This window comes from Aldersonia kunmingensis, assembly GCF_001646865.1.
In the GTDB taxonomy this organism is placed as follows: Bacteria; Actinomycetota; Actinomycetes; order Mycobacteriales; family Mycobacteriaceae; genus Aldersonia; species Aldersonia kunmingensis.
The window spans coordinates 1-13921 of sequence record NZ_LRRB01000223.1; the positions used below are offsets into that span (position 1 = coordinate 1).

Below are 13921 nucleotides of genomic sequence, written 5' to 3' on the forward strand. Positions count from 1 at the left end.
GATCGATGTGGAACGCGCCGAGGCGGATCCAAAACTGGGGCGCACCCTGCTGGATTCCGTCCGCGCCCATATCGCGTCGGTGCCCGAGCAGGGACTCGATTTCGGCTTGCTGCATTCGGTTCTCGGTGTTCCCGGGCTGATCGATGCCCACGAACCCGAGATCGAATTCAACTATCTGGGTCGGGTCGATCTCGGCGGGCAGAGCGGTCGGGCGTGGTCGATGGTGACCGATCCGGTGTTGGTGCGGGCGATGCCAATCGCGCCCGAACCCGATCTGCCGCTGCGCTATTCGCTCGGTCTCATCGCCGCTGTGCAGACCACGGCGGAGGGTCCCCAATTGATGATCACGTGGCGTTGGAGCGACGCCATGTTCGACCAGTCCGACATCGACCGACTGTCCGGACTCTTGAATCGCAGTGTCGCAGCTCTCCTGGCCGCGACGAATCCTGAAAGTTGAGTATTTTGGTGACTACTGCCACGCGCAAACCGGGATGGATTCGGAAGTTTCACAAGCCGGATTCGCCGGAACGGCTGCCGCTGTTGATCTTTCCGCACGCTGGTTCGGGAGCGTCCGCGTATCGCGAGCTGTCGAAGGCGCTCAGCGCGCACTATGACGTCATCATCTTCCAGTACCCGGGACGCCAGGACCGTGTGAAGGAACCGGCCCTGGCCTCGTTGCCGGAGATCGCCGCCGGCGCCTTCGCCGAATTCCAGGCATCCGGTTACAACCGCGGCGTGCCGGTCGTCACCTTCGGGCACAGCATGGGCGCCATGGTCTCCTTCGAATTCGTCAGGCTCGCAACGGCAGCGGGAATTGACGTGCGCCAGGCGACTGTTTCAGCCGCGGTGCCACCCAGTCGAGGCGCGTTCCGCAAGCGCACTCCCGATGACGACGACGAGCTGCTCGATCACCTCGCCATGCTCGAGGGAATCGATTCGGACGTTATGGCGAGCCGCGAGATCATGCGAATGTCATTGCCTGCCATCAAAGCCGATCACAAAGCCGCCGAGGCATACACCTGTCCGCCGGACATTCGGATCGGCACCCGGATCCACGCGATAGGTGGTGACCGGGACCCGATCGTCTCCATGGCTGATCTGCACGGCTGGCACAACCATGGTGAGAACGTGGAGGTCACGATGTTCGAGGGTGGGCACTTCTATTTGAACAGTCATATCGATGCGCTCGCGGAGATCTTGTCGAAGCAGGCGCAGCGATGACCACTGCGATCGCGCGGGATACCGACCACATCGTCATCGCCGGTATGGCCGTCGAGGCGCCGGGTGGAGTCGACAGTCCCACGTCCTACTGGTCCGCGCTCGCGGCGTCGGAAGAATTGATCGGTCCGCTCCCACGAGATCGAGGCTGGCCGCTCGAGGAACTGCTGTCCACTTACCAGATCGAGGGCTGGAGTGAGGTGCGCGACGCAGGAGGATTCCTCGACGCCGCGGCCCAGTTCGACCCTGCCTTTTTCGGAATCGGACAGCGTGAAGCTCTCGCGACGGATCCACAGCAGCGGGTGGCGCTACGAGTAGCTTGGCGCGCGCTCGAGAACGCGGGAATCAATCCGGGCGCCCTCGAGGGCGAGGACGTCGGATGTTTCATCGGCTGTTCACCGATGGAGTACGGACCGCGCTGCGCGGAAGTGAACGAGTACAGCGGGAATCGCGTCATCGGTTTCGGGCTGAGCGCCGCCGGGCGGGTGTCGCACAGCCTCGGACTCATCGGACCGACGATGTGCGTCGACTCCGCCTGCGCCTCGTCGTTGACAGCGCTCCATCTGGCTGCCGCCGCGGTGCGCGAGGGGGATTGCGAATGGGCGCTGGCCGGCGCGGTAAGTGTGATGGGCTCCCCGGCAGCATTTTTCGAGTTCTCGAAGCACAACGCGCTGTCCACCGATGGGCACTGCCGGGCCTATGCCGATAACGCCACCGGCACCTTGTGGGGTGAGGGCGCGGGCATGGTCGTCGTCGAACACGAGTCGCGTGCCCGGCGACTGGGGCATCGCGTATACGGCCGCATCCTCGGTTCGCACACCAACCACAACGGCAAGGGCAGGCCGATCCTGGTGCCCCGCACCGAGGCTCAGGAACGAATGATTCGGAAGACCATCGACAAGTCGGGCATCGACCCTGCCGATGTGAAGATGATCGAGGGTCACGGCACTGCAACCAGAGCCGGCGATCCCATCGAACTCACCGCCCTGCAGAACACCTACGGTGCAACGGGTTCGCGCCCGCTGCTCGGCTCGGTGAAGTCGAATGTCGGCCATGCGCAGGCCGCTGCCGGGATGCTCGGTCTGATCAAACTGCTGCTCGCCGGCAGGCACGGTCGAATTCCGGCGACGCTGCACTCCGAAAACCCCACCACGCGAGTGGATTGGGACCGGTCCAGCCTGCGGCTCGCCACGGAGCTACAGCCATGGGAGCCCACGAACGATGTCCGCTACGGCGCCGTCTCGTCGTTCGGTGCGTCGGGATCCAACGCGCACGCCATCATCGCGATGCCCGTCACTGAGGAGAACGCCGATTTCTAGCTATCGACTGCCCGACGGAACGATCCCGGTCCTGCTGTCGGCAGATACTCCACGAACGCTGTGTGAAGAGGCCGCAGCCCTCCATTCCTACGTCAGCGACCGGCCCGAGGCTATGCCCGAGCGGATCGCCGACATGCTGTTCCGCACGCGCGTTGCGCGGCGCCACCGCGCGCTTGCGATGGTGACCAACCGGGACGAACTGCTCGTGGCGCTGCAATCGGTACAAGGCGGCCGCGAACACCCATTGGTCGTCAGCACGGCCGAACCCGCTGCGGCGCGCCGGCTCGCCTACGTGCTGCCGGGACAGGGGAGCCAGCGCCCCGGCATGGGCAAGCTCTTCTACGACCGGGTGCCGGCGTTCCGCACCGAGGTGGACCGCTGTGCCGCGATCTTCGAGGAGCTGTTCGGCGAATCGCCGTTGCGCTACCTGCTCGACGCCGACGCCGAGGCCGATGACAGCGCTCGAATCGTTCAGCCGGCTTTGTTCCTGCAGATGGTCGGGCTCGGCGCGATGTGGCGATCGGTGGGCATCGAGCCGAACGCCGTCGTAGGCCACAGCCAAGGCGAAATCGCTGCGTCGTACCTTGCAGGCGCGATGACCCTGTCCGACGCGATCGTCGTCGTCGGCACGCGGGCGCGCGCCGTCGACAAGATCTCCTCGGACAGATTCGCGATGGCGGTCGTCGCCGCCGATCGCGACGAGTGTGAGGAACTGCTCGCACGGCAGTCGGGCTGGGCTCAGGTATCGGTCGTCAATTCGCCACGGATGATGGGGATCTCCGGCGATCGCGAAACCGTTGGGAACGTCGTCGACGTGCTCACCGAACGCGGCCGGTTCGCCCGCCTCATCCGGGTCCGGTACCCGGCGCATACGAGCATGCTCAACGAGTTCCGCGACGTGATTAGCGACGCCGTGACCGAGCGTCTCGAAAACTCGCACTTCCTCGACACCGATATCGAATGCTTCGGTGCAACTCTCGGTGGACCGGTCACGTCGGACATTCCGGTCGACGAGTACTGGTTCTGGAATCTGCGCAACCCGGTGCGGTTCGACAGAGCCATCGGCGCGGCAGTCGAGCGGGACGTCGACACGTTCATCGAACTCGCCGAGCATCCGACGTTGCAGCTGGCAGTCGAGGAGAACCTCGCGGCCCACCCTGCCACGGTGACCGGTACGTCCAATCGGACGGCAACGGATCTGGCCGAGTTCACGCGCAACCTGGCGACCCTGGCAGTCCGCGATCTGAACTACCGGTGGGACACCCTGCGCACGGAATCCGACGCCCCCGTTCGGCTTCCACTGCCAGATTTCCCGAATGTACGGATGAACGAGACGGCGCTCTGGTTGCCGTGGGACCTTCACGCCGGGTCGACGAGGCACGTCGTCACCCAAGCACCGGCACCGGTCGCCCCGGTCCAGCCGATCGCTTTTGTCCACCCGATCGCCGCGCCGGCCACGCAGCTAGTGTCCGAGGACTGGGTCCGGCTCGTGCAACGCTCGATGACCGCGCCACGCTCTCTCGGGATTGTCGACCACACCGGCGGCCTCACGGAACTCGTCGATGCGCTGGGTGAGTACGCGTCGAGCCAAGGCCTGACAGCGCGGCTCATCAACGGCGACACCGTCGAGGGGCGAAGCCACTCGCGCACAGATACAGCTGAATTCGACACGATCGTGACGCTTCTGCCCGCCCTGCCCGACATGGACGGATCGACGGCAGTCGCTGCGACCGCGGAGTTCTTCGGCGATCGCGGCTGGTGGTCCAAGCCCGACTCGTCGGTGACCGAGTACTGGCTCGTCACCGTCGGCGGCGAAGCCGTACTCCCGACCGACATCGCGCCGCACCCGGTGCATGCCGCGGCTGCTGCGGGATTCCGTGCGGTGGGCACCGAATACCCAGGTATCGAGTTCCGGCATCTTGATCTCGCTCCCGGCCAGGTTGGATCCGAGTCGGTGACCGCGATCTTCGCGGCATTGCATACGGCGCTTGAGCCGGAGTTGGCGCTGCGCGACGGCAATCTGTACGCGAAGCGGCTCGTCGCGGCCGACCCTTCCGTTGCCGCCGTGGCAGCGCCGGAGAACGTCGTGATCACCGGTGGTACAGGCAGTCTCGGGCTCGAATTCTGTGAGGACCTCGCGCGCAGGGGCGCCCGGCGCGTCACGCTGGTCAGCAGGTCGGGGGAGACGGCGGCGGTCGCAGAGCGGCTGCGGCGGATTCGTGCGCTCGGAGCGACCGAGATTCGGGTCGCTTCATGCGACATCGGTGACAGCGGCGCCGTTGCGCGGCTGGCCGAGGAGCTCCGGGATGCGCCTGCGCAGCTGATTGTTCACGCGGCGGCCGACAACTCCGCTGTCGCCGTGCTCGACCTGGCGGAGATCACTCCCGATCGCGTCGACAACGCGTTGCGGGGGAAGATCGTCGGACTCGAGAACGTGCTCAATTCCCTTGCCAGGACCGATGATTGCCAGGTCGTGCTGTGCTCCTCGCTGGCGGCGACGCTCGGCGGGCGCGGAACAGCGATCTACGCCGCCGCCAACCGCGCGCTCGATGCGTTCGCGTACCGCAGCCGGGCCAACGGGCTGGATTGTGTGTCCGTGCAATGGGGTCAGTGGGCGGTATTCCAGGGCCGGGACGCCTCCGACCTCACGAGTCTCGCTGAGGTGGGCTACCTTCCCATGCGTTCCGCGGATGCGATCGAACTCGGGCTCGGCGGGCTGCGCGCGAACGCGATCGTGGCCGCGTTCGACTGGGATCGCGGCCGCGAGGTCCTCGGTGCCTTCGGCTACGGTCCCGTGCTCTCCGGCCTGGTGACACCATCCAGCGTCGCCGGTTCTGCGCCCCTCCCGGTCGCGGACAGCGGCCGGGTGATCGCCGCAACCGAGGTGCGCGAATGCCTCGTGAAATTGCTTGCCGAGATCATCGGCGCCGACGATCTCGACACGATCGACAGCACGCGATCGCTGGTGTCCATTGGTCTGGACTCGTTGCAGGCGTTGGAGCTTCGTCGGCGGGTAGCGAGCGAATTCGGGTGCGAACTGCCGGTTGCGGACCTGATCGGTGGGGCATCCCTCGACGACGTAGTTCGCATGATCGGTGCCGTGCCGAGTGCCGCCGAGCCCGAGCCTGTGGATCGTGTCGCATGGGCACGCCTGGCGGCCGAGCAGGCCGTTACGGGCCCCATCGATGTCGATCGTTTCCGGTCCGCCCGGCGGGACATCGACCTGTTCGGGCTGGACGCGATGCTGTCGACTCTGGCACCTGCGCTTTCGCAGCAGGAGGCGCGCTCGGTCGACGAGATCGCGACCCGAATGGAGTTCGCGGAGCGGCATCGATGGTTGCTGCGGCAGTGGTTGCTGGCACTCACCGAGAACGGCTGTCTCGAGTACGACCAGGATCTCGGCTACCGATATGTGCGGCCCGTGCCGTCGCCGACCCGCCGGTCGCTGCTCGACGTGACGACCGACCTCGGTTACACCCCACCACTCGCGGCATTCCTTTCCGCGGCGAACGAGAACCTGACCGAGCTCGCCCAGGACCGGATTCGCGTGCAGGAACTGTTGTTCCCCAATGGGGACATGTCGACTGCTGAGGCCGCTTATCGGGACAATCTGAGCGCCCGCTACATCAACCTCGCGGCCGGCCGAGCGGTGGCGGATCTCGTTGAGGGCTTGCGCAGCGATCGCTCGCCGGTCCGCATCCTTGAAGTGGGTGCAGGGATCGGTGGTACCACCGACGATGTGACGGCTGCGGTGTCCGGACTGCCCGTCGAGTACCACTTCACCGACGTGTCCACGTTCTTCCTGGATGCGGCGAAGAAGCGATTCGCCGACTATCCGTGGATGCGTTACGGAATCATGGACATGAATGCGGATCTGGCGCAGCAACCGCGTCACGACATCGTGATTGCTGCCAACGTGCTGCACAACGCGTTCGACATCCGGCACACGTTGCAACAGGTGCACGATCTGCTCAATCCCGGTGGTGCGGTGGTGATCATCGAGACCTGCCACGCGCATTGTCAGTTGCTGACATCGGTCCACTTCCTGATGTCGCCCGCCTCGGGTCAGCCGCATGCTGGCCTGAGTGATGTGCGGGCCGGAACCGACCGAATCTTCCTGACCGAACGCGAATGGCAGCACGAGCTGACCGCCGTGGGTCTCACTCCTGCGCTCGTGCTGCCAGACGGGGACCATCCCGTCGCCATGCTCGATCAGCGCGTCTTCGTCGCCATCCGCGGAACGGGGGTGTGATCATGCCGGACCATGCCATTGTCGTGGAATCGGTCGAGAAGACCTTTGGTGCGGTAAAAGCCTTGCAGGGCATCACCTTCAGCGTTCCAACCGGAAGCGTTCTCGGGGTGCTCGGTCCGAATGGGGCAGGAAAGACGACCATGGTGTCGATCCTCGCCACACTCATGGAGCCCGATTCGGGGCGCGCCACGGTCGCGGGGTACGACGTTGTCGATCAAGCGGCGCAGGTGCGGTCGTCGATCATGCTCACCGGTCAGTACGCCGCGCTCGACGAAGTGCTGACCGGCCGAGAGAATCTGGTCCTGTTCGGCAGGCTGATGGGCCTGCATCGCAAGGCTGCCGCGCAGCGTGCCCAGGAACTGCTCGAACAGTTCGACCTGACCGACGCCGCCGACCGGCGGGTCGGCCAGTACTCCGGCGGTATGCGCCGCCGTATCGACATCGCCTGCGGCCTCGTTCGTCCGCCGCAGGTCGTCTTTCTCGATGAGCCGACCACGGGCCTGGACCCGGTCGGGCGCCAGAGCCTGTGGTCCTTGGTGCGATCGCTGAAGGAGCAAGGCGTGACGATCTTGCTCACTACGCAGTACCTCGAAGAGGCAGATGCGCTGAGCGACAACATCATCGTCATCGACAAGGGGCGCGTGATCACCGAGGGAACCGCCGATCAGCTCAAGGCGCGATCGGGATCGAGCTATTGCGAGGTCGTTCCGGTCGACTCCGGTCAGGTATCCGCGTTGGTCGCGGCGCTGTCGGATTTGGGTGTGGTCACCGTTGCCGAGTCGGCGGACCGGGTGTCACTCCCGGCGCCCAACGGAGCGGTCACGTTGTCGGAAGCCCTCAGCCGGATCACCGCCGCAGGTATCGAATTGATCGATATCGCCTTGCGCCGGCCGTCGTTGGACGAGGTCTTCATCGAGTTGACCAGGCCTGCAGTGAGCGTGTCAGCGTGACCATCGGTTCCGATACGAAAACAATTGGTGTACTGCATGTTCCGGCTCGAATGCAGTGGAGTGCACTGACCGCGCGCAGCATTCGCACCACGCTGCGCGAGGGCGACCTCGTGGTGGCATTCGCGGCACCTCTGGTGATCTACATCTGCTTCTACGTGCCGTTGCGGCGGTCGATGGAATCCGACGGAGTCGACTACGCGCAGTACCTGCTGCCGCTGGTGGCGGTATACGCGATGTTCCTGTCGGCGATGTTCGCCGGTGACCGCGCGGCGCGCGAGATCGTCGGGGGAATGGCAACGCGCTTGCGTGCGATGCCGGTGCCCGCGTGGATTCCGATTACGGCCCGGATGTCGGCGAACGTGCTGCGCGCTGTGGTTTCGCTCGCGGGCGCTTTTGTCATTGGTTCGATCTTCGGGTTTCGGTTCCACGCCCTCGGCGCGGCACTGGTGTTCTTGATCCTCATCTTGAGCTTCGGCGCGGCGATGGTGATCATCACCGACGCGCTTGGCACATACACACGCAACTCCGAACTCGCCAGCACCGTCCTCTTCGGCCCGATCCTGCTGTTGGTCATGACGTCGACCGGGTTCGTCCCAGTTCAGGGCTTTCCGGGCTGGATACAACCGCTGGTCCGTAACCAGCCGATATCGCAGATCACCGAGGCGTTGCGCGGCCTGGCCGACGGCCGTTTCGATGCGTCGCTCGGCATCGCCGCGATCTGGATTGCGGCCTTTCTGTTGGTGGGCGCCGTGCTGGCCGTCGGCGCGCAGGGACGGAGATCATGAACGACATTTACCGCGGCTCGCTCTCGGCGGGGAGCCTGCTCGAGACCGGTCGATTGCTCCGCCGATGGTCGCGTCAGCCGGAAGTGATCACGACGACGCTGGCGCTGCCGATTCTGCTGCTCCTCATGTTCGATCTGGTGCTGGGCAAGTCACTTGGCTCAGGTGTTGGCGACGCCGCTGACGATCCCATTTACGGGTTCGTGCCGATGATTGCTATCGCCGGCGCGATCTACGGATCGACCGGCACCGGTTCGTCGCTGTTCAAGGAGCGCGAAAGCGGTCTGCTGCGCCGGTTTTGGGTTCTGCCGATTCACCGGGCTACCGGACTCGTCGGCCGACTGCTCGCCGAATGTGTTCGCGCTGCGGTGGCGACGGTCGTAGTGCTCCTGCTCGGCGTCGTGCTCGGGTTGCGCTTCGAACACGGCTGGGCGGGGATGCTCGGTTCTCTGGTGGTGCCGATCATCGTGATCGCCGGGTTCACCCCGCTGGTCGTCGCAATCGGCGTCAGTGCCGTCGGCGACAAGGTCGTCGAGCTCTTCGCAATCCTGGTGCTGCTCGCGATGTTCTTCAACACCGGTTTCGTTCCGGTCCAGGACTATCCGGGCTGGCTGCAGCCTGTCGTCCGTTACCAGCCGATGAGCTGTGCCGTCGACGCCATGCGCGGGTTCACCCTCGGTGGCGCGATCGCCACGCCGCTGCTCTACACGGTCGCGTGGTCGGCCGGGTTGGTCGCGGTCTTCGGCACTCTCGCGGTCCGCGGCTACCGCAAGGCAGCGCGAAGCTAACCGGCCACGAAGCTAACCGGCAGCGAGATCATGGCGTCGAGCGGCAGCGAGATCATGGCGCCGAGCCGATGATCATGCTGCCGACGCTGCACTCTTCCAGTTCGTCCACGCCTGCGGCCGTCGCAAACGCGGCGGTGTCGCCGAAGCCCTGGGCGCAGGCGCCGAGCCCCATGTCGGTTGCCACGAGGTAGAGCGTCTGCATCAGCACGCCCACGTGCTTGAGCATCGTGGCGTAGGCGACCGTTTCGTAGGTCCACATGATCCGGCCCGACCGGGCCGCCATGACGAGGAGGATCTGCGGTTCGGCACCTGCGGCCAAGGTCGCCGAAGTCGATTTCACGAGCCGTTTCACCGCGGGTGAATCGGCCGCTGCGACGGGCCGCAGCACGTGGTCGAACGAGTCGTAGTGATACATCCCCGGCGCCAGTCCGGCGACGCTGCGCACCACTGGGTACAGCTCGAGTTCGTAGACGCTGCCGCCCGACGGATAGGGCCGAGAGATCAGTTCCTCGCCCTCGTCGGACGGCTTCGAACTGCGGGTCCGCGCTGTGCGGTAGAGCAATTCGGCAAGCTGGTCGACAGTGATCGGCCTGTCGTCGTCGAAGGCCCGCGTTGAAACCCGGTCTTCGAGGACAGCGGTCAGGGTCGGGCCTTCGACTCGCTTGAGCGCTATGTCCACCGCAGGCAGGGTGATCGACTCGGATGGATAATGCGGCTTGCGCGCCGGTGGCTGCGGGAACCGACCCTTCGCCCACTTGGTCGGGCCGAAATGCTCCCAGGTGATGGTGCGTTCGCCGAGTGTGCTGCGGCGGTGGAACCACAGATCGGGCGTGCTCCAGCTTCGTGTGGCGAACTCGCGATCTTCTTCCTTCGCGTCGGAAACCAGGAAGCCGCACCACCGAAGATCCTGCGCGAACTGCTGTGTGACGCTGGCCGGCAGGGTGACGTCTGCGCCATCCGGGCCGTCGAGCAGGGCGAGCAGTCGCGGATCGTGGATTCGCAAATCGCTCCAACCCCGAGGGTGTTCGAGGACGAATCCCTCCGAATCGCGGTGTAGGACAGCGAATTTCGACAGGGTCATCGACGTGGGGAGCGGCGTGTCCGGACGCGGCGCCGGCTGCCCGAACGGATGAATCGTGTACAGGTCGACACCGCCGTCGCGCACGGTGACCGACAACCAGCCACCGTCCGTCAGCCGGGCCATCAGTCCGGTGACGTCGGCTCCGTCTGCGGCAGTGGACATCTCGGCCACCGTTGCCGGTCCCTGGTTCAGTGTCTTGAGTGCCTGGAGGAGTCCCGCGGTCAAGCCGGTCAGCTTCTCGTTGCGCGGCGGATTCAGCAGTACGGCGCCAGCGGGCGTGGTTAGGCACGTGACGCCTGCGCGCAGTGCAAATTTGGTCTGGTTTGGATACGTGACGGCGGACAAACCGGGCAACCTTTGCGGATTAACTCGCCTGTGCGGCGAAGGTAGGCTGGATCTCGTCGAGTATGTAAGGCTAACCTACATTGCGCTCCATCCGTTGGGGTAGGCCCAGTCACGCAAGGGTGATTTGGAGTTGACCAGCGTGTTCGCCTAGACTTGAGCGGTTGCTTGCGGGGTGTTCCATGTCCGCGATCCGGCAGCGAACCCCTTGTGGCGTGCAAAACCGCAGGCAGGCGCGCGTTCGGATGGCAACAGACCACGCGTATCGGGTCGGTATCCGCTGCGCATGAACAAGCCAGGTCATAGGAGAACGCTGTGATTCAGCAGGAGTCGCGACTTCGTGTCGCCGACAACACGGGTGCGAAGGAAATTCTCTGCATCCGTGTGCTCGGTGGCTCGTCCCGTCGCTACGCCGGGATCGGCGACATCATTGTCGCCACCGTCAAAGACGCCGTCCCGGGTGGAAACGTCAAGAAGGGCGAGGTCGTCAAGGCCGTCATCGTCCGCACCGTCAAGGAGCGCCGTCGTCCGGATGGTTCGTACATCCGTTTCGACGAGAACGCCGCCGTCCTGATCAAGGCGGACAACGATCCTCGCGGAACCCGCATCTTCGGCCCGGTCGGCCGTGAGCTGCGCGAGAAGAAGTTCATGAAGATCGTTTCGCTCGCCCCGGAGGTGCTGTGATGAAGGTGCACAAGGGCGACACGGTGCTGGTCATCGCCGGCAAGGACAAGGGTGCCAAGGGCAAGGTCATTCAGGCCTACCCGAAGGAGAACCGGGTCCTCGTCGAGGGCGTGAACCGCATCAAGAAGCACACCGCCGTTTCCGCCAACCAGCGTGGCGCGCAGTCCGGCGGCATTGTGACCCAGGAAGCCTCGATCCACGTTTCGAACGTGATGGTTGTGGATTCCGACGGCAAGCCGACTCGCGTTGGCTACCGCACTGACGAGAACGGCAAGCGGGTCCGCATCTCCCGTAAGAACGGGAAGGACATCTGAGATGACTTCGACTGAGAACAAGGTCCAGCCGCGGCTGAAGCTGCGCTACCGCGCGGAGATCCGCGACGAGCTCAACAAAGAGTTCAACTACGCGAACGTGATGCAGATCCCGGGCGTGGTCAAGGTTGTCGTGAACATGGGTGTCGGCGACGCCGCCCGTGACGCGAAGCTGATCAACGGCGCGGTCACCGACCTGCAGCTGATCACCGGCCAGAAGCCGGAGATCCGTAAGGCTCGCAAGTCCATCGCGCAGTTCAAGCTCCGTGAGGGCATGCCGATCGGTGCGCGCGTGACGCTGCGCGGCGACCGGATGTGGGAGTTCCTCGATCGCCTCACCTCGATCGCGCTGCCCCGTATCCGCGACTTCCGTGGCCTCTCGCCGAAGCAGTTCGACGGCAACGGCAACTACACGTTCGGCCTGAACGAGCAGTCGATGTTCCACGAGATCGACGTGGACCGGATCGACCGCCCGCGCGGTATGGACATCACCGTCGTGACCACTGCCACGAACAACGAAGAAGGCCGTGCCCTGCTCAAGCACCTCGGCTTCCCGTTCAAGGAGATCTGAGATGGCGAAGAAAGCACTGGTCAACAAGGCCAACAAGAAGCCGAAGTTCTCGGTGCGGGGTTACACCCGCTGCCAGAAGTGCGGCCGCCCGCACGCGGTATTCCGCAAGTTCGGTCTGTGCCGTGTGTGCCTGCGCGAGATGGCGCACGCCGGCGAGCTTCCGGGTGTGCGCAAGAGCTCCTGGTGAGCTAGCACCACTCAACTGAACAACGACGAAGGGCACGGTCTCATCGAGGCCGTGCCCTTTCTCGTTGCGTTCCGGCCGCCCCTCGAGGCGGCGACCGCTGTATGTAAATGGCATTCTCTGTCATGATGGCAAGCATGCTCGATCAAGAGAATGCCGTTCCCGTTACCGCCTCGTCAGCAGCGGCGACGCGAACCCACTTCGGCTCCGACTTCGATCTCGTCTCGTTGCAGGTGTCGAGGGAACGCTCGGTCATGCGCGCCATGCTGACCGACAAGCTCCGCTCGCATGCGGGCTCGGCCTCCCTCGGGTTTCTGACGACGCTCGTCGACTTCGTGACGTCCGATCCAGCGCTCGTGATCGTGGAGCCGGACTGGACGGCCACGCAAGACCTCGCACTGCATGCAGTCGCGCCGATTCTCGAGGGGCCTGTCATCGTCGACAGTCGGCTCGTGCGTGCCGGCAAGAAGACGGTGGTCGTGTCGGCTGACGTCTACGACGCCCACGGCATCACCGATCTGCGCGAGGCCGCCGACGCGATCGACGCTGCGGATGGTGCCCCACGCGACGGTGCGCCGACTTTGGCCGCGCGCAGTCTGGTGACCTTTGCCCGTCTCCCACGCTCCGCGGCGCGCGATGCCGATTCCTACACCCCAAGCAAATGGATCGGGAAGCTCCGGGAGCATCCGGGCGTGCCCGTCGACGGAACGATCTACTCCCGGCTCGATTTTCGTGTGCTCGACGCTGCCGGCGGGGTTCTCGAGCTCGACAAGCACCCGGCTGTCCTCAACTCGATCGGCACGCTCCAGGGCGGTGCACAGGCCATCTTCGTCGAGGCTGCGGCACACGCGATGCGGCCCGACCAGGTCGCGACTGACATCCAGGTGCACTATCTGGCCCAAATGCGGTCTGGTCCGGCGAGGTCGTACGGGACGGTGATCCGGGACGCGGCCGATCACAGCGTGCTGAGTATTCGGATCGTCGACGCGGGTGACGACGACCGGCTGCTCACGCTGACGACAGTGACGTTGCAGCGGGTTGGGGGCTGACCGCAAGTTCAGTCAATGCGCCTGTGCTTCAGTCGCTTACGCCCTCCACCCAGATTGCGAGTTCGGCTTCCCTCGAGGGTGTTCCGTCCCACGGGTGCAAATTGAACGCCGCGTCGCGGAGATAGTGGCGCTTTGTGGTTGGGGCCTTTGGCGTTTGGATACCCCAGTCGGTGACGACAACTTCGTGGATCTTGGGCCCGAGCTCGCTCCTTTTCAACGCGTGCGCAACGTCGGTTGCAGCAGATCGAACGGAGTCGGGTCCGGTCGAGTCAGGAACATTGAGGTCAATGTGGACATCGAGAGTGTTCGGTGCACCGAGGCCTTCGTACGTGACAACAGCGAAGAGGCAGGACCTCCCGGGTAGATCGAGATCCTTCAATTCCGCGGTCA

13 protein-coding genes are annotated in these 13921 nt (G+C 64.8%); 12 read left to right on the forward strand and 1 reads right to left on the reverse strand.

Going from position 1 to position 13921, the window contains the following annotated elements; all coding sequences use genetic code 11:
- From A8G08_RS27545 to A8G08_RS17255, 7 genes are all read left to right on the forward strand, one after another.
- On the forward strand, positions 1–457 hold a 457-nt coding region (locus tag A8G08_RS27545; protein WP_169823325.1), incomplete at its 5' end, for a hypothetical protein.
- A gap of 8 nt (positions 458–465) precedes the next feature.
- Positions 466–1221 carry a thioesterase II family protein gene (locus tag A8G08_RS17230; protein ID WP_068276691.1) on the forward strand — a complete coding sequence of 252 codons (756 nt, stop codon included), beginning with the start codon at positions 466–468 and terminating at the stop codon, positions 1219–1221.
- The gene (locus A8G08_RS17235) at positions 1218–2537 is read left to right on the forward strand and encodes a beta-ketoacyl [acyl carrier protein] synthase domain-containing protein (RefSeq protein ID WP_068276694.1); all 1320 of its coding nucleotides are present in this window, start codon (positions 1218–1220) and stop codon (positions 2535–2537) included. The genes A8G08_RS17230 and A8G08_RS17235 overlap by 4 nt, the downstream gene beginning before the upstream one ends.
- A complete protein-coding gene (gene nbtC / locus A8G08_RS17240; RefSeq protein WP_084436432.1) occupies positions 2440–6789 on the forward strand; it encodes a nocobactin polyketide synthase NbtC in 4350 nt (1449 codons plus the stop codon). Before A8G08_RS17235 ends, nbtC begins: the two co-directional genes overlap by 98 nt.
- Before the next feature lie 2 nt (positions 6790–6791).
- Positions 6792–7739 (forward strand): daunorubicin/doxorubicin resistance ABC transporter ATP-binding protein DrrA, encoded by a 948-nt coding sequence (locus A8G08_RS17245; RefSeq protein ID WP_068276817.1) that lies wholly within the window; start codon positions 6792–6794, stop codon positions 7737–7739.
- Positions 7736–8524, forward strand: a complete 789-nt coding sequence (locus A8G08_RS17250) for an ABC transporter permease (RefSeq protein ID WP_245672870.1) — start codon at positions 7736–7738, stop codon at positions 8522–8524. The genes A8G08_RS17245 and A8G08_RS17250 overlap by 4 nt, the downstream gene beginning before the upstream one ends.
- A complete protein-coding gene (locus A8G08_RS17255; RefSeq protein WP_068276696.1) occupies positions 8521–9309 on the forward strand; it encodes an ABC transporter permease in 789 nt (262 codons plus the stop codon). Before A8G08_RS17250 ends, A8G08_RS17255 begins: the two co-directional genes overlap by 4 nt.
- A 52-nt stretch (positions 9310–9361) precedes the next feature.
- Here A8G08_RS17255 and A8G08_RS17260 read toward each other — a convergent pair whose 3' ends face one another.
- Positions 9362–10735 (reverse strand): SagB family peptide dehydrogenase, encoded by a 1374-nt coding sequence (locus A8G08_RS17260; protein ID WP_068276699.1) that lies wholly within the window; start codon positions 10733–10735, stop codon positions 9362–9364.
- A gap of 312 nt (positions 10736–11047) precedes the next feature.
- Here A8G08_RS17260 and rplN point away from each other — a divergent pair, with 312 nt between their 5' ends.
- The 5 genes from rplN to A8G08_RS17285 all read left to right on the forward strand — a co-directional run bounded on the left by rplN (position 11048) and on the right by A8G08_RS17285 (position 13531).
- A complete protein-coding gene (gene rplN / locus A8G08_RS17265) occupies positions 11048–11416 on the forward strand; it encodes a 50S ribosomal protein L14 (RefSeq protein WP_068276702.1) in 369 nt (122 codons plus the stop codon).
- Positions 11416–11730: a 50S ribosomal protein L24 gene (rplX, locus tag A8G08_RS17270; protein ID WP_068276705.1), complete on the forward strand. Its 315-nt coding sequence runs from the start codon at positions 11416–11418 to the stop codon at positions 11728–11730. The genes rplN and rplX overlap by 1 nt, the downstream gene beginning before the upstream one ends.
- A 1-nt stretch (position 11731) precedes the next feature.
- Complete coding sequence (gene rplE, locus A8G08_RS17275; RefSeq protein ID WP_068276708.1) at positions 11732–12298, forward strand: 50S ribosomal protein L5; 567 nt, start codon at positions 11732–11734, stop codon at positions 12296–12298.
- A 1-nt stretch (position 12299) separates the two neighbouring features.
- The gene (locus tag A8G08_RS17280; RefSeq protein ID WP_068276711.1) at positions 12300–12485 is read left to right on the forward strand and encodes a type Z 30S ribosomal protein S14; all 186 of its coding nucleotides are present in this window, start codon (positions 12300–12302) and stop codon (positions 12483–12485) included.
- A gap of 107 nt (positions 12486–12592) precedes the next feature.
- Complete coding sequence (locus tag A8G08_RS17285; protein WP_245672871.1) at positions 12593–13531, forward strand: hotdog family protein; 939 nt, start codon at positions 12593–12595, stop codon at positions 13529–13531.
- Positions 13532–13921 lie beyond the last annotated feature (390 nt).

Bases quoted from the DNA above. Each gene is read 5' to 3' on its own strand.
- A8G08_RS17235 (WP_068276694.1), top strand. From the start codon at position 1,218: ATGACCACTGCGATCGCGCGGGATACCGACCACATCGTCATCGCCGGT.
- nbtC (WP_084436432.1), top strand. From the start codon at position 2,440: ATGTCCGCTACGGCGCCGTCTCGTCGTTCGGTGCGTCGGGATCCAACG.
- A8G08_RS17245 (WP_068276817.1), top strand. From the start codon at position 6,792: ATGCCGGACCATGCCATTGTCGTGGAATCGGTCGAGAAGACCTTTGGT.
- A8G08_RS17255 (WP_068276696.1), top strand. From the start codon at position 8,521: ATGAACGACATTTACCGCGGCTCGCTCTCGGCGGGGAGCCTGCTCGAG.
- rplX (WP_068276705.1), top strand. From the start codon at position 11,416: ATGAAGGTGCACAAGGGCGACACGGTGCTGGTCATCGCCGGCAAGGAC.
- rplE (WP_068276708.1), top strand. From the start codon at position 11,732: ATGACTTCGACTGAGAACAAGGTCCAGCCGCGGCTGAAGCTGCGCTAC.
- A8G08_RS17280 (WP_068276711.1), top strand. From the start codon at position 12,300: ATGGCGAAGAAAGCACTGGTCAACAAGGCCAACAAGAAGCCGAAGTTC.
- A8G08_RS17285 (WP_245672871.1), top strand. From the start codon at position 12,593: ATGGCATTCTCTGTCATGATGGCAAGCATGCTCGATCAAGAGAATGCC.